22 protein-coding genes and 1 riboswitch are annotated in these 23,826 nt (G+C 67.8%); of the genes, 11 read left to right on the forward strand and 11 right to left on the reverse strand.

Annotated features, from left to right (window positions below; genetic code table 11):
- The first annotated feature begins 152 nt into the window (after nt 1-152).
- From AC07OX_RS13530 to AC07OX_RS13540, 3 genes are all read left to right on the forward strand, one after another.
- Nucleotides 153-2,501: an NADP-dependent malic enzyme gene (locus AC07OX_RS13530; RefSeq protein ID WP_495261296.1), complete on the forward strand. Its 2,349-nt coding sequence runs from the start codon at nt 153-155 to the stop codon at nt 2,499-2,501.
- Nucleotides 2,502-2,681: 180 nt separating this feature from the next.
- The gene (locus AC07OX_RS13535) at nt 2,682-3,095 is read left to right on the forward strand and encodes a guanyl-specific ribonuclease (protein WP_056574987.1); all 414 of its coding nucleotides are present in this window, start codon (nt 2,682-2,684) and stop codon (nt 3,093-3,095) included.
- A 50-nt stretch (nt 3,096-3,145) separates the two neighbouring features.
- Entirely contained in the window at nt 3,146-3,571 is a 426-nt protein-coding gene (locus tag AC07OX_RS13540; RefSeq protein ID WP_095747788.1) for a barstar family protein, read from the forward strand.
- A gap of 285 nt (nt 3,572-3,856) precedes the next feature.
- Here the strand turns inward: AC07OX_RS13540 and rsmA are convergent, their stop codons facing one another.
- The 3 genes from rsmA to AC07OX_RS13555 are packed head-to-tail and all read right to left on the reverse strand — an operon-like array spanning nt 3,857 to nt 8,665.
- On the reverse strand, nt 3,857-4,624 hold the full coding sequence (gene rsmA / locus AC07OX_RS13545; RefSeq protein ID WP_495261295.1) for a 16S rRNA (adenine(1518)-N(6)/adenine(1519)-N(6))-dimethyltransferase RsmA: 768 nt from the start codon (nt 4,622-4,624) through the stop codon (nt 3,857-3,859).
- Between the two features lie 26 nt (nt 4,625-4,650).
- Nucleotides 4,651-6,054, reverse strand: coding sequence for a peptidylprolyl isomerase (locus tag AC07OX_RS13550; RefSeq protein ID WP_495261294.1), 1,404 nt, complete (start codon nt 6,052-6,054; stop codon nt 4,651-4,653).
- Between the two features lie 19 nt (nt 6,055-6,073).
- Nucleotides 6,074-8,665: an LPS-assembly protein LptD gene (locus tag AC07OX_RS13555; protein ID WP_495261293.1), complete on the reverse strand. Its 2,592-nt coding sequence runs from the start codon at nt 8,663-8,665 to the stop codon at nt 6,074-6,076.
- Between the two features lie 132 nt (nt 8,666-8,797).
- Here AC07OX_RS13555 and AC07OX_RS13560 point away from each other — a divergent pair, with 132 nt between their 5' ends.
- The 5 genes from AC07OX_RS13560 (at nt 8,798) to AC07OX_RS13580 (ending at nt 14,017) form a co-directional block, all read left to right on the forward strand.
- A complete protein-coding gene (locus tag AC07OX_RS13560; protein ID WP_495261292.1) occupies nt 8,798-9,895 on the forward strand; it encodes an aminoglycoside phosphotransferase family protein in 1,098 nt (365 codons plus the stop codon).
- A gap of 79 nt (nt 9,896-9,974) precedes the next feature.
- A complete protein-coding gene (locus tag AC07OX_RS13565) occupies nt 9,975-10,706 on the forward strand; it encodes a 16S rRNA (uracil(1498)-N(3))-methyltransferase (protein WP_495261291.1) in 732 nt (243 codons plus the stop codon).
- A gap of 106 nt (nt 10,707-10,812) precedes the next feature.
- Entirely contained in the window at nt 10,813-12,168 is a 1,356-nt protein-coding gene (locus AC07OX_RS13570; RefSeq protein WP_495261290.1) for a M20/M25/M40 family metallo-hydrolase, read from the forward strand.
- Between the two features lie 100 nt (nt 12,169-12,268).
- Nucleotides 12,269-12,733 (forward strand): YidB family protein, encoded by a 465-nt coding sequence (locus AC07OX_RS13575; RefSeq protein ID WP_095948391.1) that lies wholly within the window; start codon nt 12,269-12,271, stop codon nt 12,731-12,733.
- A 105-nt stretch (nt 12,734-12,838) separates the two neighbouring features.
- Nucleotides 12,839-14,017, forward strand: a complete 1,179-nt coding sequence (locus tag AC07OX_RS13580; RefSeq protein ID WP_495261289.1) for an MFS transporter — start codon at nt 12,839-12,841, stop codon at nt 14,015-14,017.
- Nucleotides 14,018-14,020: 3 nt separating this feature from the next.
- Here the strand turns inward: AC07OX_RS13580 and AC07OX_RS13585 are convergent, their stop codons facing one another.
- The gene (locus AC07OX_RS13585) at nt 14,021-14,896 is read right to left on the reverse strand and encodes an alpha/beta hydrolase (RefSeq protein ID WP_369645713.1); all 876 of its coding nucleotides are present in this window, start codon (nt 14,894-14,896) and stop codon (nt 14,021-14,023) included.
- Nucleotides 14,893-16,404: a M20 family metallopeptidase gene (locus AC07OX_RS13590; protein WP_369645714.1), complete on the reverse strand. Its 1,512-nt coding sequence runs from the start codon at nt 16,402-16,404 to the stop codon at nt 14,893-14,895. Before AC07OX_RS13590 ends, AC07OX_RS13585 begins: the two co-directional genes overlap by 4 nt.
- A 92-nt stretch (nt 16,405-16,496) precedes the next feature.
- On the opposite strand from AC07OX_RS13590, the gene AC07OX_RS13595 reads away from it, so the two are divergent.
- Complete coding sequence (locus AC07OX_RS13595) at nt 16,497-17,351, forward strand: DUF72 domain-containing protein (protein ID WP_495261288.1); 855 nt, start codon at nt 16,497-16,499, stop codon at nt 17,349-17,351.
- 33 nt (nt 17,352-17,384) lie between these two features.
- Here AC07OX_RS13595 and AC07OX_RS13600 read toward each other — a convergent pair whose 3' ends face one another.
- On the reverse strand, nt 17,385-17,897 hold the full coding sequence (locus AC07OX_RS13600; RefSeq protein ID WP_095948395.1) for a bactofilin family protein: 513 nt from the start codon (nt 17,895-17,897) through the stop codon (nt 17,385-17,387).
- Between the two features lie 115 nt (nt 17,898-18,012).
- Here AC07OX_RS13600 and AC07OX_RS13605 point away from each other — a divergent pair, with 115 nt between their 5' ends.
- The gene (locus AC07OX_RS13605; protein WP_495261287.1) at nt 18,013-18,945 is read left to right on the forward strand and encodes an ion transporter; all 933 of its coding nucleotides are present in this window, start codon (nt 18,013-18,015) and stop codon (nt 18,943-18,945) included.
- On the opposite strand, the gene AC07OX_RS13610 is transcribed toward AC07OX_RS13605, so the two are convergent.
- From AC07OX_RS13610 to AC07OX_RS13625, 4 genes are all read right to left on the reverse strand, one after another.
- On the reverse strand, nt 18,890-19,477 hold the full coding sequence (locus tag AC07OX_RS13610; RefSeq protein ID WP_495261286.1) for an IMPACT family protein: 588 nt from the start codon (nt 19,475-19,477) through the stop codon (nt 18,890-18,892). The two genes, AC07OX_RS13605 and AC07OX_RS13610, sit on opposite strands and share 56 nt — an antisense overlap.
- A 37-nt stretch (nt 19,478-19,514) precedes the next feature.
- Nucleotides 19,515-20,102, reverse strand: a complete 588-nt coding sequence (gene metW, locus AC07OX_RS13615; protein WP_070063357.1) for a methionine biosynthesis protein MetW — start codon at nt 20,100-20,102, stop codon at nt 19,515-19,517.
- Nucleotides 20,099-21,256: a homoserine O-succinyltransferase MetX gene (gene metX / locus AC07OX_RS13620; protein WP_495261285.1), complete on the reverse strand. Its 1,158-nt coding sequence runs from the start codon at nt 21,254-21,256 to the stop codon at nt 20,099-20,101. Before metX ends, metW begins: the two co-directional genes overlap by 4 nt.
- Nucleotides 21,257-21,383: 127 nt before the next feature.
- Complete coding sequence (locus tag AC07OX_RS13625; RefSeq protein WP_495261284.1) at nt 21,384-21,947, reverse strand: TMEM165/GDT1 family protein; 564 nt, start codon at nt 21,945-21,947, stop codon at nt 21,384-21,386.
- Between the two features lie 9 nt (nt 21,948-21,956).
- Nucleotides 21,957-22,143: riboswitch (yybP-ykoY riboswitch) on the reverse strand.
- Nucleotides 22,144-22,402: 259 nt separating this feature from the next.
- Between AC07OX_RS13625 and rbp the strand changes: the two genes are divergently transcribed.
- Nucleotides 22,403-22,927: an RNA-binding regulator gene (gene rbp, locus AC07OX_RS13630; RefSeq protein WP_495261283.1), complete on the forward strand. Its 525-nt coding sequence runs from the start codon at nt 22,403-22,405 to the stop codon at nt 22,925-22,927.
- A gap of 109 nt (nt 22,928-23,036) precedes the next feature.
- On the opposite strand, the gene AC07OX_RS13635 is transcribed toward rbp, so the two are convergent.
- Nucleotides 23,037-23,822, reverse strand: a complete 786-nt coding sequence (locus tag AC07OX_RS13635; protein ID WP_495261282.1) for an SDR family oxidoreductase — start codon at nt 23,820-23,822, stop codon at nt 23,037-23,039.
- Between the last annotated feature and the right edge of the window lie 4 nt (nt 23,823-23,826).

A 23,826-nucleotide genomic window follows, 5' to 3' on the forward strand; every position in this document is an offset into this window, starting at 1 on the left:
GGTTTGTGTCCCAGCCACACATATTGCCACAGGGCCTTGACGGTGCCCCGTGCTTTTGGTCATGCCTGCCACCGGCCATGCGGCGTAGGGCGGTATGGACCGAGGTCTACAATCGGCGCCCCCAGAAGAAGCGCCACCAGGAGCAACGGCACATGTCCGATTCGACCGCATCGTCCCCTTCGACCCCCACCCCGGAAGACAAGCGCGCCCTGTTGCGCCGTGCCGCCCTCGAGTACCACGAGTTTCCCGTCCCCGGCAAGATCGCCATCGCGGCGACCAAGCAGATGGTCAACCAGCGCGACCTGTCGCTGGCCTACTCGCCCGGCGTGGCCGCGCCCTGCGAGGAAATCGTCAAGGACCCGGCCAACGCCTTCAAGTACACCTCGCGCGGCAACCTCGTGGGTGTCATTTCCAACGGCACCGCCGTGCTGGGCCTGGGCGACATCGGCCCGCTGGCCTCCAAGCCGGTGATGGAAGGCAAGGGCGTTCTCTTCAAGAAATTCGCCGGCGTCGACGTGTTCGACATCGAGATCGACGAGAAGGACCCGGTCAAGCTGGTCGAGATCATCGCCTCGCTGGAGCCCACCTTCGGCGCCATCAACCTGGAAGACATCAAGGCCCCGGACTGCTTCTACGTCGAGCGCGAGCTGCGCAAGCGCATGAAGATCCCGGTGTTCCACGACGACCAGCACGGCACGGCCATCACCGTGGCGGCCGCCATGCTCAACGGCCTGAAGGTGGCCGGCAAGAACATCGCCGAAGTGAAGCTGGTCACCTCGGGCGCGGGCGCCGCGGCGCTGGCCTGCCTGAACCTGCTGCTCAAGGTGGGCCTGAAGCGTGAAAACGTGTTCGTCACCGACCTGGCCGGCGTGGTCTACGAAGGCCGCGAAGAGCTGATGGACGACGACAAGCGCCAGTACATGCAAAAGACCGACATGCGCAAGCTGTCGGAAGTGATCGCCGGCGCCGACGTGTTCCTCGGCCTGTCGGCCGGCGGCGTGCTCAAGCCCGAAATGGTCGCAAAGATGGCGCCCAAGCCCGTGATCTTCGCGCTGGCCAACCCGAACCCCGAGATTGCCCCCGAAGACGCCCATGCGGTGCGCAACGACGTGATCATGGCCACGGGCCGCACCGATTACCCGAACCAGGTCAACAACGTCCTGTGCTTCCCGTACATCTTCCGCGGCGCGCTCGACTCGGGCGCCACCACCATCACCGACGAGATGGAGATCGCCGCGGTGCACGCCATCGCCGAGCTGGCCCAGGCCGAGCAGAGCGAGCGCGTGGCCGCCGCCTACGCCGGTGAAAAGCTGAGCTTCGGCCCCGAATACCTGATTCCCAAGCCCTTCGACCCGCGCCTGATGATGAAGATCGCGCCGGCCGTGGCCAAGGCGGCCGAGGAAAGCGGCGTGGCGCTGCGCCCGATCAAGGACCTGGACGCCTACCGCGACAAGCTGCAGAGCTTCGTCTACGCCTCGGGCACCACCATGAAGCCGATCTTCGACGCCGCCAAGCGCGCACCGAAGAAGCGCGTAGCCTACTGCGAAGGCGAGGAAGAGCGCGTGCTGCGCGCCGCGCAGATCGTGGTGGACGAAGGCCTGGCGCGCCCGACGCTGATCGGCCGTCCGGCCATCATCGCCCAGCGCATCGAGAAGTTCGGCCTGCGCCTGAAGGAAGAGCTCGACTATGACGTGGTCAACGTCGAGCAGGACCACCGCTACCGCGACTTCTGGCAGACCTACCACCGCATGACCGAGCGCAAGGGCCAGACGGTGCAGACCGCCAAGATCGAGATGCGCCGCCGCCTCACGCTGATCGGCGCCATGCTGCTGCACAAGGGCGAGGTCGACGGCATGATCTGCGGCACCTGGGGCACCACGCTGATCCACCTGCACTACATCGACCAGGTGATCGGCAAGCGCCCCGGCGGCTGCGCCAGCACCCCGCAGGACGTGCCGGTGTACGCCTGCATGAACGGCCTGCTGCTGCCCGACCGCCAGGTGTTCCTGGTCGACACGCACGTCAACTACGACCCGACGCCCGAGGAACTGGCCGAGATCACGACCATGGCGGCCGAGGAAATGATGCGTTTCGGCCTCAAGCCGAAGGCCGCGCTGCTGTCGCACTCCAACTTCGGCACCAGCAACGAGCCCAGCGCCGTCAAGATGCGCCGCACGCTCGACCTGCTGCGCGTGCAGGCACCCTGGCTCGAAGTCGATGGCGAAATGCACGGCGACGTGGCCCTGGACAGCAAGCAGCGCGCGGTCGTCATGCCGCACAGCGCGCTCGCGGGCGACGCCAACCTGCTGGTGTTCCCCAACATCGACGCTGCCAACATTTCTTACAACCTGCTCAAGACCGCAGCCGGCGGCAACATCGCCATCGGCCCGGTTCTGCTCGGCGCGGCCAAACCTGTGCACATTCTCACGGCGAGCGCGACTGTTCGCCGCATCGTGAACATGACGGCCTTGACAGTGGCCGACGCAAACGCCGAGAGATAGGCCATTTGGCGAGAGTGGACGCCAACTTAAGGCGTCGCTTTCCGCCCCCGCGACTGCTCAAACTTTGGGCAGTCGCTTGCTATTTTCGCCAGCGTGGTGCACACTCGCGGGCTTGAATTTGCGGGTTAACCCCGAGGTTGAGCGCAATTCAAACCCCCCGCTCTTTTCTTGTGGTGCCCCATGGCGGCTTACGCCTCGATCACGTCCTCTGTCACTAAGTTTGCGCTCACCAGCTTGATGCTGGTGGCTCTGACGACGGGGGCCGAGGCCCGCGGATGGTTCGGCGCCGACAAAACGTCCTCCGAGGCATCGATTGCCCTGACCGATCTGCCGGTCCAGGGCCAGCGAACCTACCAGGCCATCCTTGACGGTGGCCCCTTCCGGTACGACAAAGACGGTACGGTATTCGGCAATCGCGAACGCATCCTGCCAGCGGCACGCCGCGGGCATTACCGCGAGTACACGGTGCCAACGCCCGGCGCGCGCAACCGCGGTGCCCGGCGGATCGTTTGCGGTGGCGAGCAGCGCACGGCGCCCGAAGCCTGCTGGTACACGGCGGACCACTATGCGAGTTTCAGACGGATTGCGCCATGAGCGATGACAACGACCTGAGCGGCGCCCCGAAGCGCCCCGACGAGATGATGATGACTATGGAAAGACCAGCGGATATGACCTTATCCCTTCGAGCCGTACGCCCGAACATCGTGCAATCGATCCGCGCGTTCCGCGTGAACGACCTGCAGGATGCCGCCAACGCGGCCGGCCAGCACTTCCTGTACGCCAACCTGGGCAACGCCCAGACCAAGCAGGACGTGCTCGACCTGATTGCCCAGCAGTTCACCTTCCCGGCGCACTTCGGCAAGAACTTCGACGCGCTGTACGACTGCATGACCGACCCGTTGCATAAATCGGGCCCGCAGCCTGGTTTCGTCATCGTGCTCGAACAGATCCCGGCCAACGCCAAGTTCGACAAGGAAGCGCGCGAGCAACTGCTCGACATCTTCCGCGACGCTTCGGACTACTGGGGCGATCGCAAGGTCCCGTTCCGCTGCTTCTATTCTTTTCTGTAGCCCGTTCTGCATCCACCAGCCAAGCAGAACGGGCGAACGAGGCTCAGCCGACCGCTGAAACCCTCGATGGCATCGAAGTCAACACCACCGCCACGGCAGCCGCTGCGGTCACTCCCGCCGCCGGCACCGAGCCGGCCGGCGAGAAAATGCCGACCGACAAGCTCGTCGACGTGTCGCCCCTGGCGCTGCGCATGAGCAGCCCCTTCAATGCGGGCTACTGGCTGGCAGCTGCGTAACTGCAACCGCTCGCCGCCACAAAAAAAGCCCGTCGACGACGGGCTTTTTTCATGGGGGAACGGCCTGGGCCAGTGCGACGTATTCGGCCACCGGCACCTCCTCGGCCCGGCGCTGGATGTCGAACTCGCCGGTGAAGCCGTGCTCCCCGAGCCATTTGCCCAGCGTGTGCCGCAGGATCTTGCGCCGCTGGCTGAAGGCCACCTGCACGATCTCGCCGAGCCGCGCCGCATCGACCGCCGGCGGCTGCGCGAGCGGCACCATGCGCACCACGGCGCTGTCCACGCGCGGCGGCGGGTCGAAGCTCTCGGGCGGCACGAACAGGACGTTCTCCATGTCGTAGCGCCACTGCAGCATCACGCTCAGGCGGCTGTAGTCCGAGGTGGCGGGCCGGGCCACCATGCGGTCGATCACTTCCTTTTGCAGCATGAAGTGCTGGTCGGCGATCAGGTGGGCATAGCCCAGCAGGTGGAACAGGATCGGCGTGGAGATGTTGTAGGGCAGGTTGCCCACCACGCGCAGCGGCTTCGGCTCGGCCTTGGCCGCGAGTTCGTCGAAGTCGACCTTGAGCACGTCCGACTCGATGACATCCAGCTGCGGATGTTCGCGCAGTCGCTTGGCCAGGTCGCGGTCGAGCTCGATGACCGTGAGCCGGCCGAGCCGCTCGACCAGCGGCTGCGTGAGCGCCGCCAACCCCGGCCCGATCTCGACCATCGCGTCGCCGGGCTGCGGCGCGATCGCCTGCACGATCCCGTCGATGATCCCGCCGTCGGACAAAAAGTGCTGTCCGAACCGCTTTCTTGCAATGTGCTGTGCCATCGCGGCCTAAGACGCTGCCGCGGCCATCAGGACTGCGGCGTCTCGCGGTATTCGACGTAGGCGCGCGCGCGCACTTCCTGCACCCAGGTGGTGAAGGCTTCTTCGACGCGCTGTTCGCGCAGCGCGGCGCGCGCGGCTTCGCGCTGCTCCGACTGGCTCAGCTTGGCTTCGCGGCGGCCGACCACCTGGATCAGGTGGACGCCGAAGCGCGACACCACGGGGTCGCTGATCTGGCCCGGCGTGAGCCGGTCCATGGCTTCCTCGAACTCGGGCACGAACTGGCCGGGGCGCGACCAGCCGAGGTCGCCGCCTTCCTTGGCGCTCGCGTCCTGCGAGTTGTCGCGCGCCAGGCCGGCGAAGTCGGCGGTGCCGGCCTGCACGCGGCGCTTGAATTCCTGCAGCTGGGCCACCGCCTGCGCGGTCGTGCGCTTGGGGTCGTTCAGCAGCAGGATGTGGCGCACCTGGGTCTGGGTGATGGACGCATCCGACGAGCCCACCTGCGCCTTGGTCAGCACCTTGAGCACGTGGAAGCCGGCGCCCGAGCGCACGGGTCCGGCGATGCCGTTCACCGCGGTCGATTGCGTGGCCTCGACGAACACGGGCGGGTAGCGGTCGGCGCTGCGCAGGCCGAGCGCGCCGCCGTTGGCGCGGTCGGGCGAATCGGAGTTTTCGCGCACCAGCTTGGCGAAGTCTTCGCCGCTGCGCGCGCGCTGTGCGAGGTCGGTGGCCTTCTTCTGTGCGGTCGCGACCTGCGCCTCGGTGGCGTTCTCGGGCACGGCCACCAGCAGCTGGGCGATGTTGAGGTTGAGCAGGGCGTTGTTCTTGACGGCGCTCTCGCGCTGGTCGCGCAGGTACTCGTCGGCCTCGGTGTCGCTGATCTTGACCTTGGACTCGACCTCGCGGTCGCGCAGGCGCGTGAGCAGCAGCTGGTCGCGCAGGTCGTTGCGGAATTCGCGCGGCGAGATGCCTTCGGCCGCGACGCGGCTGCGCAGCTCGGTGAGGCTGATCTCGTTCTGGCGGGCCACGGTCTGCTCGGCCTGGTCGATCGCCACGTCATCGACCTTGATGCCGTTTTCCTTCGCCAGCTGCAGCTGTGCGCGCTCGGTGATCAGGCGCTCCAGCACGAGGCGCGTGAGTTCGGCGCGCGGCACGCGCTCGGCGTCCGGGTTCTCGCGGATCAGGCGCGTGACACGCGACTGCACTTCGGTGTTGGTGATGGGCTCGGAGTTGACCAGCGCCACGATGTACTCGGCCGCGCGCTGCACAGGCGCCGCCGCGGGACCGGCCGGGCGCGCCGCCGGCGGGACGACCCGGGGACCGGCACGCATGATGTCCGTGATGCCGCTGCCGGAACGAAAGCCCTGTGCGCCGGCCGTTGCGGCGATGGCCGCAAGGCAACCCAGGGTGATGAGGGAACGGATGTGTTTCATGGCGTGAACGGTCGTCGTTTCAGTCGTAATTGGTGAAGCGGCTCGGGGCTTCGGTCGGTTGACGCAGCGGCTGGTAGCGCTGGATGTTCTGTCGCAGCGCCTGCATCGGGCTCGATCCGATGCTGGAGAAACCGACGAATTCGAGCTGGAACATGATGCGGGTGTTGGCCGTCACCTGGCCGGTGGTGATGCGCTGCAGCACCACGCGGCTGATCCAGCAGCAGCCGTCGTACTCGACCCCGAGCACGCCGTCCGTGAGCTTCTTGTCCTGCAGGCTGTAGTTCAGGCGGCCCACGGCGTACCAGCGGCCGCCGCCTTCGCCCTTGCCCGGCCCGAGGTCCTTGCCCTTGTCGCCCCACAGGTCGTTGAGCGGCCATTGCCAGCCGAAGTCGATCGACTTGTTGCCATCGGTGGCGGTGGGCGTGCTCGGCGCCTGGTAGCGGAAGGCGGCGCTGAGGTTGCGGTACGGGCCCGGGTTGTAGCGCGCGCTGATCGCGCTGCGCGTGGAACGGCGCGAATCGGGGTTGTACTGGAGCAGCGTGTCCAGGCTCCACTTGGGCGTCCAGTTGATCTGGGCGCCCAGCAGCAGGTCGCTGGTGCGGTCGGTGACCGGTGCGACGCCCGGCAGCGTGACCTTCTGGTCGGCAAAGCGGAAGCGCTGCGCGATGCCGAAGCGCACGGCTTCGACGCCGGTGCCCGGATCGATCAGGCGGGACGTGACGCCCAGCGTGAGCGCGTTGGTGTCCGAGATGCGGTCGGCGCCCGAGAAGGCGTTCTCGGTGTAGATGGTCGCGAAGCTGAAGTCGTTGGCGGCCGAATCGTAGTTCGGCAGCATGCTCTGGTTGCGGTACGGCGTGTACACGTAGTACGCGCGCGGCTCCAGCGTCTGGCGGAAGGCGCGACCGAAGTAGCTGGCGTCGCGCTCGAAGACCAGGCCGCTGTCGAGGCTGAAGGTCGGCACGACGCGGTTCGACGAGGTCGGGAAGAAGTACAGCTGGCTCGGGTTGTACGGCATCCCGTTCACGTAGTCGATGCCGTTGACCGACACCTTCGGAATGGACGACTGCGGCAGGTAGTAGTTGTACGAGGTCGCGTGCAGCTGCAGCTTGGGGATGACGAAGGAACTCGGCGTAAGGAACGGCCGGCTGATCGCCGCCTGCGCGAACACGCGGTCGCCGTCGGGCTGCGACTGCTGATTGAGGTCGAAGCCGGGCTGGCCGGCCAGGATGCTGTTGACGCGAAAGCGCGAGTAGTCGGTGTTCAGCGAGACGTCGAAACCGTGCCAGTCGTACTTGGCGTAATTGGCCGTGATCTGCGGCACGCGGTCGTACGAAGGCACCACCGGCGACAGGTTGTACTGCAGCGTCTGGTAGCGCAGGGCGCGCACGGCGCCGCTCCAGTCGCCCTTGGTCCAGTTCAGCGAGCCTTCGTTCGGCAGCTGCCGCTGCGCGAGCGTCGGCGTGCGTGTGAAGTCGCGCCAGTAGTCGTTGTCGCTGACGCGGTTGATGTTGAGGCTGGCGGACAGCGAGTCCAGGCCCAGCGCCTTGGCGTCGAAGTCGTGGTGGTGGTTGAGCCACAGGCCCCAGCGCTTGCTGCTGTCGGGCGGCTTGCCGAAGTTCAGGTCCTTGAGCGCGATCTCGCCGTTGTTCAGCTTCTGCAGCTGCTCGGCGCGCGCCTCGTTGTAGCGCTGGCCCACGAGGCGGTCGCTGCCCATCAGGTCCAGGCGGATGCTGCCGCTGTAGTCCTTCTCGAGGTAGCGGAATTCGCTGGCCAGGTTGAGCCCGCGCTTGCTCATCAGCGTGGGCGTGAAGGTGGCGTCGCGGTTGGGCGCGATGTTCCAGTAGTAGGGCTGCGCGACCTCGAAGCCGTTGGTGTTGTCCAGCCCGATGGTGGGCGGCAGCAGGCCGCTCTTGCGCTCGTTGGACAGCGGGAAGGTCACGCGCGGGATCGGCGGCGTCGTGATGCCCATGAAGCTCATGCGCGCATCGATGGCGACGCCTTCGTTTTCCTCGGTGTCGGTGGTCAGCGTGGCGGCGGTCAGCAGCCAGGCCGGCATCCAGCCGGGGAAGTCCTCGCGGCGGCAGGTGGTGTAGCTGGCGCGCCGCGCGATCGAGACGTTGGAGTCGACGAAGTCGATGCGCTCGGCCTCGCCGTGGCCGCCGGTCGCGAGGAAGCGGTAGCGCACGTTGTTGAAGAAACCCTCGAAGGTCTCGAGCTTGAGTTCCAGCTCCGGACCTTCGTACACGTTGCCGGCCTGGTTGACCCGCACGTTGCCGGTGGCCTTGGCGCGGTCGTCCGGCTGGTAGTACTCGAGGCGGTCGGCCGTGATGGCGACCGGGCCACGGCGCAGCGTGGCGTTGCCCTCGACCACGGTCTCGAGGTCGGGGCGACCGGAAATGCGGTCGCCGGTGACGAGGCTGGGCAGCTGGCTGCGTTGCACGGGCGTCAGCGTCTCGGTGAGCAGCGGCGTGCGCTTCAGCGTGAGCGGCCCCTCAAGCACACCGGCTTGCTGGGCAAAGGCGCCATGCGCGTGCAGCAGCGCCAGCGACAGCACGGCCAGTGGCAGCGGCGGGCTCGAACGTCGCAAGGCAGCGCGTGGGGTCGTAGGCATCGATTCGGAACGAAAAATCGTCGGGACGGCGCGGCAAGCCGGCGGGTTGCGGGGTCCGGCAGCCACCCCGCCCGGTCGGATCGACCTCGAGCAGGGGTGCCGCGCCAGGCGGATTTGTAGAATTGATTATCCATGACAGCACCTTCGACCCCGGCGTCCACGACCCCACACCCCGCCCAGGCCATTCTCTGGACAGATCCGCAGCGGGCCGAAGCGTTCCGGGGCTGGCTGGCCGGCATTGCCGACACCCGGCAACTGCGCCCGGACACCGTCCGGCTGGCCTCGGCCGACGCGAGCTTTCGCCGCTACTTCCGCCTCGACACCACCGACGGCCGCACGCGCATCGTGATGGATGCGCCGCCCGACAGGGAAAACAGCGCCCCCTTCGTGCAGGTGGCACAGCTGATGGCCGAAGCCGGCGTGACGGCGCCGCAGGTGCTCGAATGGGACCGCGACCACGGCTTCCTGCTGCTCGACGACCTGGGCCGCCAGACCATGCTCGACGTGATCGATCCGGCCCGCCCGGACGCCAACCGGCCGCTCTACGACCTGGCCATCGACGCGCTGATCCGCTGGCAGCTCGCCTCCAAGCCCGGCGTGCTGCCGCCCTATGACCGGGCCCTGCTCGAGCGTGAACTGGCGCTCTTTCCCGAGTGGTACATCGGCAAGCACCGCGGCGTGGCCGTGGAGGGCCAGCTGAAAGAGCGCCTGGACCGCGCCTTCGCGCTGATCGTCGAGAACAACCTCGCGTCGCCGAGCGTCTACGTGCACCGCGACTTCATGCCACGCAACCTGATGGTGGGCGACGACGCCGGCCAGCCGCTGGGCGTGCTCGACTTCCAGGACGCCGTCTACGGCCCGATCACCTACGACATCGCCAGCCTGATGCGCGACGCCTTCCTCAGCTGGGACGAGGAGTTCGTGCTCGACATCACCATCCGCTACTGGACCGCCGCGCGCAAGGCCGGGCTGCCGGTCGACGAGGACTTCGGAGCCTTCTATCGCGCGGTCGAATGGATGGGTCTGCAGCGCCACCTCAAGGTGGCCGGCATCTTCGCGCGCCTCACGCTGCGCGACGGCAAGCCGCGCTACCTGGCCGACACACCTCGCTTCATCGCTTACATCCGCGCCACCGCCAGCCGCTACGTCGAGCTGAAGCCGCTGCTGCGCGTGATCGACGAGGTCGAGGGCACCACGGCCGTGACCGGCTTCGCCTACGGCCGAGTCTGAAGAGAAACTGAAAAAAGCCGAAAAAGAAAATCCCTGTAGCGCCCGCACCACGGGCACCGCCAGCTCCTGATTTCATCGCATGCCCCGTTTTCACTGCTCCGTGCCGCTGACCGCCGGCGCCAGCCTGGCGCTGCCGCCGGGCGCCGCGCGCCATGTGCAGGTGCTGCGCATGCAGCCCGGCGACACGCTCACCCTGTTCGATGGCGCGGGCGGCGAGTACGCAGCGACGGTCGAGCGCATGGGGCGCAGCGAGGTCGCCGTGATGGTCGGCGCCCACACGCAGGTGGAGCGTGAAGCGGCCCGCGCCGTGCACCTCGCGGTCGGCATGCCGGCCAACGAGCGCATGGACTGGCTGGTCGAGAAAGCCACCGAACTCGGCGTGACCAGCATCCAGCCGCTGGCCACGGCGCACGGCGTGCTGCGCCTGTCGGGCGAGCGCGCCGAGAAGAAACGGGCGCACTGGGACGCCATCGCCGTCGCGGCCTGCGAGCAGTGCGGTCGCAACCGCGTGCCGGTGATCCATCCGGTGCAGTCCTTCGCGGGCTGGCTCGGCAGCGCTGCTGCCGCGGATACGGCAGCGACGCGCTTGGTGCTGAGTCTGGCCGACGGCACGCGCGCCGTCACCGCCGTGGCCGCGGAGACACCCACCGCACAACCGGCGCTCGTGCTCAGCGGCCCCGAAGGCGGCCTCAGCGCCAGCGAGGAGCAGGACGCCATCGCGCGCGGCTTCGCACCGGCCACGCTCGGCGCGCGGGTGCTGCGCGCAGAAACCGCGGCACTCGCGGCGCTGGTGTCGCTCGTCGGCGCCTGAGCGGTTCGGGGGGTGTTTTCCGCGAGGCGCACACCGGGCGCCTGCGGAACAATGGCCGCTTCGTTTTTCCTTGTTCAATCCGCCTCCCGGAAGGACCGCTCCCCCCATGCCTCGTTCATCCCGCGCGTTTCGTCTCGCCCCCCTCGTCCTGGCCGCGCTGTGCGCCATGCCCGCCGTTCACGCCCAAAGCCAGGCCGTTGCGCCCACACCGGCGCAGGTCAGCCCCGCGGTCGACCAGGCCTACACCCAGCTCATGGCCTCGCCCGCGATCCGCAAGCTGCTGGAATCGGTCAAGGCCGACCACGAACGCACGGTCGAAGAACTGAAGACGCTGACCGAGATCGAGGCGCCGCCCTTCAAGGAGCAAAAGCGCGCCGAAGCCTTCCTGGCCCGACTGAAGGCGCTCGGCCTGCCCGACGCGAAGATCGACGCCGAGGGCAACGTGGTCGGCCTGCGCAAGGGCACGGGCAACGGCCCCAAGCTGCTGATCTCGGCGCACCTCGATACGGTCTTTCCGGCCGGCACCGACGTCAAGGTGAAGGAGCGCGACGGCAAGCTCTTCGCGCCTGGCATCGGCGACGACACGCGCGGCCTGTCGGTGCTGCTGTCGTGGCTCAAGGTGCTCAACGACAACAAGATCCAGACCGTGGGCGATCTGATGATCGTTGCCAACGTCGGCGAGGAAGAACTGGGCAACCTGCGCGGCATGAAGGCCATCTTCCGCGACCACCTCGACATCGACGGCATGGTCGGCCTGGAGCCCTCGCCCGACGGCCACGTGCTGGTGCTCGGCACCGCGAGCCACCGCTACGAAGTGACGTTCAAGGGCCCGGGCGGCCACAGCTTCGGCGCCTTCGGGCAGGTGCCCAGCGCGATCCACGGCATGGGCCGCGCCATCGCCAAGATCGCCGAGGTGCGCACGCCCAGCTTCCCCAAGACCACCTTCACCGTCGGCACCGTCGGCGGCGGCACCTCGGTGAACACCATCGCGCCCGATGCGCGCATGGCCATCGACATCCGCTCGGACGACATGGCCTCGCTGCTCGAGACCGAGAAGAAGATCCTCGCCACGCTCGACGAGGCCGTGGCGGAAGAGAACAAGCGCTGGAACGTGAGCAGCCTGAGCGTGAGCACCAAGCTCATCGGCGACCGCCCGGGTGGCCGCACGGCGCCCGACTCGGTGATCGTCGAGGCCGCCACACGTGCCAACAGTGCTTTCGGCCACAAAACGCTGCTGCGCGGCGGCAGCACGGATGCGAACGTTCCCATTTCGCTGGGCATCCCGGCCATCATCATCGGCGGCGGCGGCAAGTCGGGCGGATTCCACTCGCTGGGCGAGTCGATTGACGTGACAGATGCATGGAAAGGCGCGCAGAATTCGCTCGTCACCGTGCTCGGCCTGGTCGGTGTGCAGGGCGTCAGTCCCGCGCTCCTGCCGAAACGCGCAGCACGCAGCAAGTAATTTGTCACGTTGCCAGTTCGAAAGTGGCCGCGCCACTTTCGGCAAGCGGGTCGCCACATTGGAAAATGTGAGCGTTTCTGTCACACACCAAGGAATGGTCATGGGGTTGCTCGATTCGGTACTCGGTCAGGTGCTAGGAGGCGCTGCACAGCAGCAGCAACCGCAAGGCGGTGGCCTCGGGGGATTGGGAGATCTCGGAAGCCTCGCCGGCGCCCTGGGCGGCCTGCTTGCCAACAACGGCGGGCAGGGCGGCCTCGGCGGCATGGTCTCGAAATTCGAGCAGGCGGGCATGGGCGACGTGATCGGCTCGTGGATCGGCAACGGTGAAAACAAGCCGGTGTCGGGCGATCAGCTGCAGAACGCGCTGGGCGGCGACACGATCGCCGCCATCGCCTCCAAACTCGGCATCAACGCACAAATGCTGCTGCCGATGCTGGCCACCATGCTGCCGGCCCTCATCAACCAGCTCACGCCGCAGGGCAAGGTGCCCGAGCAAGGCCTCGGCAACCAGGACGACCTGCTGGGCTCGCTCAGCGGACTGCTTCAAGGCAACAAGCCGACCTGACCTGCCATCCGGCGAATTTCATTCTCAGAATTCCGGCGCCCGCGAGGGCGCTTTTTTTTGGCCGGCGCCTTGCCTTCGCCGGCCAATCGCGTAGAACCGCGCCCCATGAATCGCAATCTGTGGCTCCTGGCCATCTGCCAGGGCCTGCTCCTGACCAACAACGTCACCTTCATCGCCATCAACGGTCTCGTGGGCCTGGGCATCGCGCCGCAGGGATGGATGGCCACGCTGCCTGTGATGGGTTACGTGGTGGGCGGCGCGCTGAGCACGGGGCTGGTGGCGCGCACACAGCAGCGCTTCGGCCGCCGCGGTTCGTTCCAGATCGGGCTGGCGGTGGCGGTCGGCTCGGCGCTGCTGTGCGCCTACGCGGCGTCCTCGAAGAACTTCTGGCTGCTGTGCTTCGCCACCGTGGTCGCCGGCTACTACAACGCCAACGCCGGGCTCTACCGTTTCGCGGCGGCCGAACTGGCACTGCCGGCCTGGCGCGAGAAGGCCGTGTCGATGGTGATGGCCGGCGGCCTGATCGGTGCGGTGGCGGGGCCGAACCTGGCGACCTTCACGCGCGACGCCCTCTCCGTGCCCTTCGCCGGCGCGTACATCGCGTTGGCGGCGGTGGCATTGCTCTCGATGGCGGTGATGCATTTCATCGAGTTCCCGCCGTCACCGACCCGCAAGGAAGCCGGCGGCGGCCGGCCGCTGGGCGAGATCATGCGCCAGCCCGTGTTCATCGTGTCGGCCGCCGCAGGCGCGCTGAGCTACGGCGTGATGAACCTGCTGATGGCCGCCACGCCCATCGCGATGCAGATCTGCAGCCTACCGTTTTCCGACGCGGCGCTGGTGCTCGAATGGCACGTGATCGGCATGTTCGCGCCGGGCTTCTTCACCGGCCACCTGATCCGCCGCTTCGGCGCGCTGCCGGTGATGGGGGTCGGGCTGGCGCTCAACCTCGGCTGCATCGTGGTGGCGCTGTCGGGCGTGGACCTGCACCACTTCCTGGTCGCGTTGTTCCTGCTGGGCGTGGGCTGGAATTTCCTCTTCACCGGCAGCACGACGCTGTCGCTCACGGCCTACACCGCCGAGGAGCGCGACCGGGCCCAGGGCGCGCTCAACTTCTGCGTGTTCGCGACGCTGGCGCTGACCTCGTTCGCCTCGGGCGTGCTGGTGACCACGCAGGGCTGGCAGCTGTTGAACTACGGCTCGCTGGTGCCGGTGGTGCTGACCGGCGCGGCGCTGCTCTGGCTCGCGCAGACGCAACGCCGGCGCGCGCCGGTGGCCAAGGCCTGAGCCTCAGGCCACGCGCGCGGAGACAGCCGCCGCTGGAAACCGCCGGTCGAGCCAGCGCTGCAGCGTGTCGAAGACGGGCTCCGCATCGAGTTCGTTGAAGAGCTCGTGGTACAGCGCGTCGAAGCACTTCGCCTCGACGTTGCCGCTGGGCGCCGCGGCGGCCGCGAAGGCGCGGCTCGCTGCCGGCCGCACGAGCCGGTCGTCGCCCGCGTAGATCAGCAGCGTGGGCACCGGCCAGCGCGCCGCGTGCTGCTGCACCGTGGCACCTTCGTAGGCGAGAAAACGCGCCAGCCGGCTGCCGATGCGGTCGTGCGTGAGCGGATCGTCGCGGTAGGCCTGCACCACCACCGGGTCGTGCGAGAGGTAGTTGTCGTCGAGCCCGTTGCCCACGCGCAGGTTGGGCGCGATGCGCGGCAGCACCGCCAGCAGCATCTTCTGGAAACCGTTCAGCCCCGGGTCGAGCCCCGGCGACGACAGCACCAGCGCATCGACCGGCCGCACGCCGCGCGCCACCAGGCTCGCGGCGACCAGGCCGCCCAGGCTGTGGCCCAGCAGCACCAGCGGCACGCCGGGGTTCTCGCGGCGCGCGTCGTCGATCACCAGCGCCAGGTCGTCGACCAGACGCAGCTCGCCGGGCAGGCCGCCGCGCGCGCCGGTGGATTCGCCGTGCCCGTGATGGTCGTGCGCCCAGACCGCGAAGCCCCAGGCATGCAGTTGCTTGGCGAGGCCGTGATAGCGCCCCGCATGCTCGCCCAGCCCGTGCACCACGACCACCACGGCGCGGGGCGTGCCCGCGGCGGGCAGCCGCCGCAGCGCCAGCGTCTCGCCGTCCGGCGTGGACAGCGACACGCGGTGCGGCAAGGGCAGCGCGTCGCTCAAACGGCCACCGGCTCCGACGCCGCGGCGCGGTGCGCGACGGGCAGGGCGGCGATGACCTCGGCCACGGCGGCCGTCAGCTTCTTGGCGTAGGGCACGTGCAGGAACTCGTTGGGACCGTGCGCGTTGCTCTTCGGGCCCAGCACGCCGCAGACCATCATCTGCGCCGTCGGGAAACCGGCGCTCAGCATGTTCATCAGCGGGATCGTGCCGCCCTGGCCGATGTAGCCGCAGGAGGCGCCGAAGTGCGCGCGCGAGGCCTTGTTGAGTGCGTCCTCGAACCACGGCGTGATGGTGGGCGCGTTCCAGCCGGTGGCACCGCCGCCGCTTTCGAAGGTCACGCGCGCCTGGTAGGGCGCGTTGTCTTCGAGCAGGGCCTTGAGCTTTTGCACCGTCTCGGCCGCATCGACCAGCGGCGGCAGGCGCAGCGAGAGCTTGAAGGCGGTGTAGGGGCGCAGCACGTTGCCCGCGTCCTTCAGGGCCGGGAAGCCTTCGGCGCCGGTGACCGACAGCGTGGGCTTCCAGGTGCGGTTGAGCAGGGCCTCGACCGGGTCGGTGGTGGTCGGCAGCGCGAACATGGTCGAGCCGCCGCAGTCGTAGTGCGCCCACGGGAAGCGCTTGTAGACCTCGTCGCCGAGGATGGCGGCGGTGGCCTTGGCCTGCGCGAGGCGGTCGGCCGGCACTTCGCAATGGAAGCTGGCGGGCAGCAGGCGGCCGGTGGCGCTGTCTTCGAGGCGGTCGAGCACCTGCCGCATGATGCGAAAGCTCGAGGGCACGAGGCCCGAGGCGTCGCCCGAGTGGATGCCTTCGGTCAGCACCTCGACCTTGAGCGTGCCGCTGGCCATGCCGCGCAGCGAGGTCGTGAGCCACAGCTGGTCGTAGTTGCCGGCGCCCGAATCCAGGCAGATCACCAGCTCGACCTCGCCCAGGCGCGGACGCAGCGCGTCCACGTACGGCAGCAGGTCGTAGGAGCCGCTTTCCTCGCAGGTCTCGATGAGGCCGACGATGCGCGGGTGCGCCACGCCCTGGGCCTTGAGCGCCTGCAGCGCGGCCACGCTGGCGTACACCGCGTAGCCGTCGTCGGCGCCGCCGCGGCCGTAGAGCAGGCCGTTCTCGTACTTGGGTGTCCACGGGCCGAGGTCGTTGCGCCAGCCGGTGAACTCGGGTTGCTTGTCGAGGTGGCCGTACATGAGCACGGTCTCGGTCATGTTCGTGCCGGTGGCCGGCACTTCGAAGAACAGCACCGGCGTGCGGCCTTCGAGGCGCACGATCTCCAGCTTCAGGCCCTCGACCTTCTGCGCTTCGACCCAGGCCGCGGCGTTGCGCAGCACGGTCTCCAGGTAGCCGTTGGCCGACCAGTCCTTGTCGAAGCCGGGCGACTTGGCGGGGATGGCGATGTAGTCGGTGAGTTGCTTGACGATGTCGCCGTCCCATCGGGCGGTGACATCAGAGAGGGCGCGCGTCGCGTCGAGCGTGCCGGCGGGCATTTCACGGTGCAGGGGGGCGTTCATCGGGGGATTCTCCGCGGGGACGAAAAAACGCATTTTGCGCCTCGCGGCGAGCGCGCGTAGAGTGCGGGCGATCTCAAAACCCGGAGCGCAATGTGAGCAAGGCAACATCGACGCGGATCAAGGTGGGGATCGGCGGCTGGACCTACGAGCCCTGGCGCGACAACTTCTACCCCAAGGGCCTGGCTCACGCGAAGGAGTTGAACCACGCCAGCCGGCAGGTCAGCGCCATCGAGATCAACGGCACCTACTACAGCACCTTCAAGCCCGAGACCTTCCGCAAGTGGCGCGACGACACGCCCGACGACTTCATGTTCTCGATGAAGGCCTCGCGCTTCACCACCAACCGCAAGGTGCTGGCGACCGCGGGCGAGTCGATCCAGCGTTTCATCGACAGCGGCGTGGCCGAGCTGGGCGACAAGCTCGGGCCGATCGTCTGGCAGTTCATGCCGACCAAGCAGTTCGATGCGGAAGACTTCGAGGCCTTCCTGGAGCTGCTGCCCAAGAAGGAAGGCAGCCGCGCGCTGCGCCACGTGATGGACGTGCGCCACGAGAGCTTCATCACGCCCGCCTACAAGGCGCTCGCGAAGAAGCACAAGGTGTCGACCGTGTTCACCGACGCCGACAAGTTTCCGTCGTTCGAGGAGCCCGAGGGCGATGTCGCCTACGCGCGGCTCATGATGGCCGACGCGTCGCTCGCGACCGGCTACGCGCCCAAGGCGCTGGACACCTGGGCCGCGCGCGCGCAAGGCTGGACCACGACGCCGAAGGCGCGCGACGTGTTCGTGTATTTCATCAACGGCGCCAAGGAAAGGGCACCGGCCGCGGCCGGTGCCTTGCTGCAGCGCCTGGGGTGGGCGCCGCCGGTTGCAGACGCAGCAATGGCCGCCGCCGCGGACAAGCCGAAGCTGGCGGCCAAGAAGGCCCCACCGAAAAAGAAAGCGCCCTGATCGACGGTCGTCAGACCGGGCGCGTCAGGTGCCTCAGGCGGCGGCCTGCAGCGACGGCTTGGCGCCGAAGCTGATTTCGCCGGACAGCTGGCCGCCTTCTTCGATCACGATCTTGCCGTAGCGGATCTTGCCGGTGACCTTGCCGGTCGAGTGGATGACGAGCTTCTCGCGCACGGTGAGGTTGCCGTCGAACACGCCGCGGATCTCGGCGATGTCGATCTCGGCCGAGCCCTTGAACTCGCCCTGTTCGGCGATCTGCATCAGGCGCGAATCCATCGTCGCCTCGACCAGGCCTTCGACCACGAGCGTGTCGCAATCGGTGATCTCGACGCCCTTGAGCTTGATGTTCGGGCCGACGGTGAGCTTGCTGCCGCCTTCCTTGACGGGCGCAGCCGCCGGGGCCAGGCCGGCCTGCGCGGTCAACGAGGAGGGATTGACGGGAGTGCCCGAGAGATTGGTGCCCGAACCAACCAGCGGTGCGGGACGGGACGTCAGCGAGTCGGTGTCACGATCACGCTTGCCGAAAAAGGGGGACTGTGTGGCCAATGGGGAGCTCCTCAAGAAAGGGGACTATCGTAAGAACGCACTCACGGCATGCGGCACTTCATTGCGCAATAAGCGTAACTGAATAAGTCGCCCGGGGCCCCTGACAATGCCCCGCATGACCCGCCTGATCCGACCGAACATCGAAGCCCTGTCCACGCCCGCCGCCACCGACTCGCGGTTCGACAAGCCCGCGCGCGGCTGGCGGCGCACGCTGTTCACCGTGATCTTCGAGGCCGACACGCCCGCCGGCCTGTGGTTCGACCTGACGCTCATCGCGGTGATCGTGATGAGCGTGCTGGTCGTCATCCTGGACAGCGTGCAGTCGATCCGCGACCAGTGGCGCCCACTGTTCAATGCCCTCGAATGGGTGTTCACGATTCTCTTCACGCTGGAGTACATCGCACGGCTGTGCTGCGTGAACAAGCCGCTGCGCTACGCGCTGAGCTTCTACGGCGTGATCGACCTGCTCGCACTGCTGCCGACCTTTCTCGTGGCCTTCGCGCCCGAGCTGGCGTACCTGATCGACGTGCGCATCCTGCGGCTGCTGCGCGTGTTCCGCATCTTCAAGCTGTCGCGCTATTCGGTGGAGTACCGCGCGCTGGTGTCGGCGGTGGCATCGAGCCGCCGCAAGATCACGGTGTTCGTGGGCTTCGTGATGCTGGTGGTGCTGGTGATGGGCACGCTGATGTACGTGGTCGAAGGCCCGACGCACGGCTTCACCAGCATTCCGGTGGCGATCTACTGGGCGATCTCCACCATGGCCACGGTCGGCTTCGGCGACCTCGTGCCCAAGACCGACCTGGGCCGCGCGATCGCCTCCGTGATGATGCTGCTGGGCTGGGGCGTGCTGGCCGTGCCCACCGGCATCGTGACGGCCGAGATGACGCGGCGCGGTGTCGACGAAGACCTGGCCGAGCCGATCGCGCTCGCATCGCGCGGCGTGCTCGCGCTGGCGGCGGAGCCGACGCCAGGCAAGGCGCCTGCGAAGCGGCTCACGCCGTCGGCCAGACGACGCGCCCTTGCGCAGCATCGTCGAGGCGCGCGATGAAGGCATCAGCCTCGGGCGCGGGCAGCGCGAAGGCAAAGCGCACGTCATCGCCGTGCTGCACGTCTTCGAGCACCGCGCCGATGGCGGCCAGCTCGCGCCGCACCAGCCCCTCGAGCGCGTAGGGCACGGCGCACTGCAGCTGGCGCTGGCGCACGAGCGGCACCAGCGTGGCACCGAGCAGGGCCTGAGCGACGGCGTCGGTGTAGGCGCGCACGAGGCCGCCGGCGCCGAGCTTCACGCCGCCGAAGTAGCGCACCACGGTGGCGAGCGCGCCTTCCACCTGCTGGTGGCGCAGCACCTCGAGCATGGGGCGTCCGGCCGTGCCGCCAGGTTCGCCATCGTCGTTCGCGGCCGACTGGCCGCCGGCCATCAGGGCCCAGCACACATGCGCGGCGCCCGGGTGTTCAGCGCGCAGCGAGGCGACCACCGCCAGCGCGGCCGCGCGGTCGGGCACCGGTTGCACGCAGCCGATGAAGCGGCTTTTCTTGATGAGCAGGTCGCTGTGAACCGGCTGCGCGAGCGTGAAGCTCATTCCGACCCGATGTCCGTGCGTTGCAGGGGTGGCGTGCTCAGCCGCCCCGCTCGAACTTGAACACCGCCGTGCTGGCGCGCGCGTTGGGCAGCCAGCGCACGTCGCGGCCGTTCTGCAGGCCGAAAGCGTCGAGCACGCGCAGGTTGTTCTTGCCGGCCAGCACCTCGAAGTCCTTGTAGGTGCCGACGCGGATGTTGGGCGTGTCGTACCACTGGTAGGGCAGGCGGCGCGTCACGGGCATGCGCCCGCGCGCCACGCTCAGGCGGTTGGGCCAGTGCGCAAAGTTGGGAAAGGCGACGATGCCGAAGCGGCCCACGCGCGCGGTCTCGCGCAGCATGACCTCGGCATTGCGCAGGTGCTGCAGCGTGTCGATCTGCAGCACGACGTCGAAGGTGGCGTCGTCGAACATCGCCAGGCCTTCGTCGAGGTTGAGCTGGATCACGTCGACGCCGCGGCGGATGCACTGCAGCACGTTGCCGTCGGCGATCTCCACGCCGTAGCCGGTGCAGCCGCGCTCGCGCTGCAGCAGGTCGAGCAGGGCGCCGTCGCCGCAGCCCAGGTCGAGCACGCGCGAGCCCTGGGGCACAAGCTGTGCAATCAGTCGTTGGTGTGCAAGGTCGCTCATTGGAATTCCTTGGCGACGCGTTCGAAGTACGAGCGCACCACGCCCATGTAGCGCACGTCGTCGAGCAGGAAGGCGTCGTGGCCGTGCGGCGCGTCGATCTCGGCGTAGCTCACGTTGCGGCGGTTGTCGAGCAGCGCCTTCACGATCTCGCGGCTGCGCGCGGGCGAGAAGCGCCAGTCGGTCTTGAAGCTCACGAGGAGGAACTTGGCCGTGGCCTGCGCGAGCGCCGTGCTGAGCTGGCCGCCGTGGTGGCGCGCGGGGTCGAAGTAGTCGAGCGCGCGGGTGATCAGCAGGTAGGTGTTGGCGTCGAAGTACTCGCTGAACTTGTCACCCTGGTAGCGCAGGTAGCTCTCGATCTGGAACTCGACGTCCTGCGTGGAATAGCGGTAGTCGAGCCCCGCCACCTCGCCCTCGACGGCGCTGCGCAGGATGCGCCCGAACTTGGCGTTCATCACGTCGTCGCTCAGGTAGGTGATGTGGCCGATCATGCGGGCGATGCGCAGGCCGCGCTTGGGCACCACGCCGTATTCGTAGAAGTGGCCGCCGTGGAAGTCGGGGTCGGTCACGATGGCGCGGCGCGCCACCTCGTTGAAGGCGATGTTCTCGGCCGTGAGGTTGGGTGCGCTGGCCACCACCACGGCGTGGCGCACGCGGTCGGGGTACTGCAGCGTCCACGACAGCGCCTGCATGCCGCCGAGGCTGCCGCCCATCACCGCAGCGAGCGTCCGGATGCCGAGCGCGTCGAGCAGCGCCGCCTGGGCGTCGACCCAGTCTTCGACCGTAACCACCGGGAAGTCGGCGCCGTAGACGCGGCCGTTGGCGGGGTTGACGTGCATCGGCCCGGTCGAGCCGAAGCAGGAGCCGAGGTTGTTGACACCGATCACGAAGAAGCGGTCGGTGTCCAGCGGCTTGCCCGGCCCCACCATGTTGTCCCACCAGCCCTCGGAGCGGGCCTGGCCCTCGTACACGCCCGCGACGTGGTGCGAGGCGTTGAGCGCATGGCACACCAGCACCGCATTGCTGCGCTCGGCGTTGAGGGTGCCGTAGGTTTCGTAGGCGAGCGTGTAGCCGCTGATCGAGGCGCCGCTGCGCAGGGCCAGCGGGCCTGCGAACTGCATCGACTGCGGGGTGACGACCAAAGGTGACGACGACATGAATGAAAAAACCCGGCCTCGCCAAAAACGAGCCGGGTTCGGCAGCCGTCTTTAGCAGAATTTATAAAGCGCCCGCAAGCTGAAGCAAATCGGCGCAGGGCAAGTATAGCCCCGTGACTTTTTCCTGCTACCAGCCAATGATCATCACGACGCCCAGCACCAGGAAGATCGCCGCCGAGATGCCGTGCACGAGCTTGATCGGCACGCGCCGCACGATCTTGTCGCCCAGCCACACCACCGGCGCATTGGCCAGCATCATGCCCAGCGTGGTGCCGACGACGACCCAGGCGTAGTCCTGCGTGAAGCGGGCGGCCAGCATGACGGTGGCGATCTGGGTCTTGTCGCCCATCTCGGCCAGGAAGAAGGCGATCACCGTGGTGCCGAAGACGCCGAACTTCGAGACGCCGGGGGCGTCGTCTTCATCGAGCTTGTCGGGAATCAGCATCCAGACGGCCATCGCGATGAACGAGCCGCCCAGGATCCAGCGCAGCACTTCGGGGCCGAGCCAGCGCGTGATGTAGTTGCCGACCGCGCCGGCCAGCGCGTGGTTGATGACCGTGGCGACAAAGATGCCGAACACGATCGGCCAGGGTTTCCTGAAGCGCGCGGCCAGCAAAAGGGCCAGGAGTTGGGTCTTGTCGCCCATTTCGGCGAGCGCAACCACGCCCGTTGCAACGAGAAAAGCTTCCATGATGGATGTGGGGTTCCTTGGGCCGAAGGACGCAATTGACCGCACAACACCTTCGGCCATATTCCCGAAGTTGTGCGGTCAAAGGTCTCGCCAGGTGTGTTCACTGCACGCGCCATGTCCTCGTGGGGCAAGGACAAGTCTGTTGACGCGGGCCCTTCTCGTATGCGGAAGGCGGCTACTCCCCAATGACCCGCAAATTGTAGCCGCATCGTCAATTCCCCCGGCTCAAACAGGTAGGCGTGCGCTAACTTCTACTAGTTTCGAAAGGTGCTACCTCAAGACGCAAATTCCTGCTTGCTTTTTTGATATTTCACCCATAATGCACGAGCATCCCTCTTGATTTTGGGCGGGAGCAATTCGGTGATCGGTCAGTTTCGCGCGGCTCGGCGGCTCTCGTTTGAGTGATGCTTTCGGGACTCCATCGCTTTTCTTGATGTGTTTATAGGAGTCCCTTGATGGGCAACAAACTCTACGTCGGCAACCTGCCTTACTCGGTGCGCGACGGTGATCTCGAGCAGGCCTTCGGCCAGTTCGGCGCAGTGACCAGCGCCAAGGTCATGATGGAGCGCGACACGGGTCGCTCGAAGGGCTTCGGCTTCGTCGAGATGGGCAGTGACGCGGAAGCACAGGCCGCCATCAACGGCATGAACGGCCAACCCCTGGGCGGCCGCAGCGTGGTCGTCAACGAAGCACGTCCCATGGAAGCACGTCCCCCCCGCAGCGGTGGCGGCGGCTACGGCGGCGGCGGTGGTGGTGGCGGCTACGGTGGTGGCGGCTACGGTGGTGGCGGCTACGGTGGCGGCGGCGGTGGCCGCTCCGGCGGTGGCGGCGGCTACGGCGGCGGTGGTGGTCGTTCGGGTGGCGGCGGCGGTGGTGGCGATGGCGGTTTCCGCAGCCCCTACGGCGCAGGTCCCCGTGGCGGCGGCGGTGGTCGCAGCGGCGGTGGCGGCTACGGCGGCGGCGGCAACGGTGGGTACTGAACCCCGTTCACTCCTTCGCATGCCTCACGGCACACAAACACAAAAGGCTCCCTCGGGAGCCTTTTTCTTTGCCTGCGCGCTGTGCCCGCTGTGCAATCGGCAATGAAGCTCAGGCTTCGCCGCTGCGCTTCTTGCGCTCCCGGCCCTGCACCGCGCGGTCGAGCACGGCATTGGGCAGCAGGCGCATGACCTTGGCGACCACGCCCATCTGCCACGGAATCACGCGGTAGCTCGTGCCAGCCTCGATGGCGCGCAGCGCCTGGGCTGCGAAATCCTCGGGCTGCATGAGAAAGGGCATGCCGTAGCGGTTGCCCTGCGTCAGCGGCGTGTCGATGTAGCCCGGGCAGAGCGTGACGACCTTCACCCCGCTGTTGTGCAGTTCCCCGCGCAGGCTTTCGCAGTACGCGACCACGCCGGCCTTGCTCGCGCAGTAGGCGCCGTGCCCCGGCAGCCCGCGGATGGCGGCGACGCTGCCGATGCCCACGAGCCGCCCGCTGCCGCGCTGCACCATGGCCTGCACGAAGGGATGGAAGGTGGCGGCCAGCCCCACGTTGTTGACGGCGAAGGTGCGCGCCAGCACGTCGAGGTCCGAACGCTCTGCCGTGTCGATGCCGATGCTGATGCCGGCGTTGGCGATCACCACGTCGGGCACGCCCTGGCGCGCGATGCAGTCGGTGCCGGCGGCCACGATGCTGTCGGTGTCGGCCACGTCGGCGCCGTAGACCTGGTAGCGGCCCGCGTCCAGCTGGCGGCCCGCCGCCCAGGTGTCGATCTCGCCCGTGCGCCGCGCGACCAGCGCCAGCCGGTAGCCCGCGTCGTAGAAACACGCGGCCAGCGCCTGGCCGATGCCGCTGGAGGCGCCGGTGATGAAGACGAGCGGTGCGGCGGTGGTCATGCGT

The organism is Variovorax sp. GW821-FHT09D07, assembly GCF_059416345.1.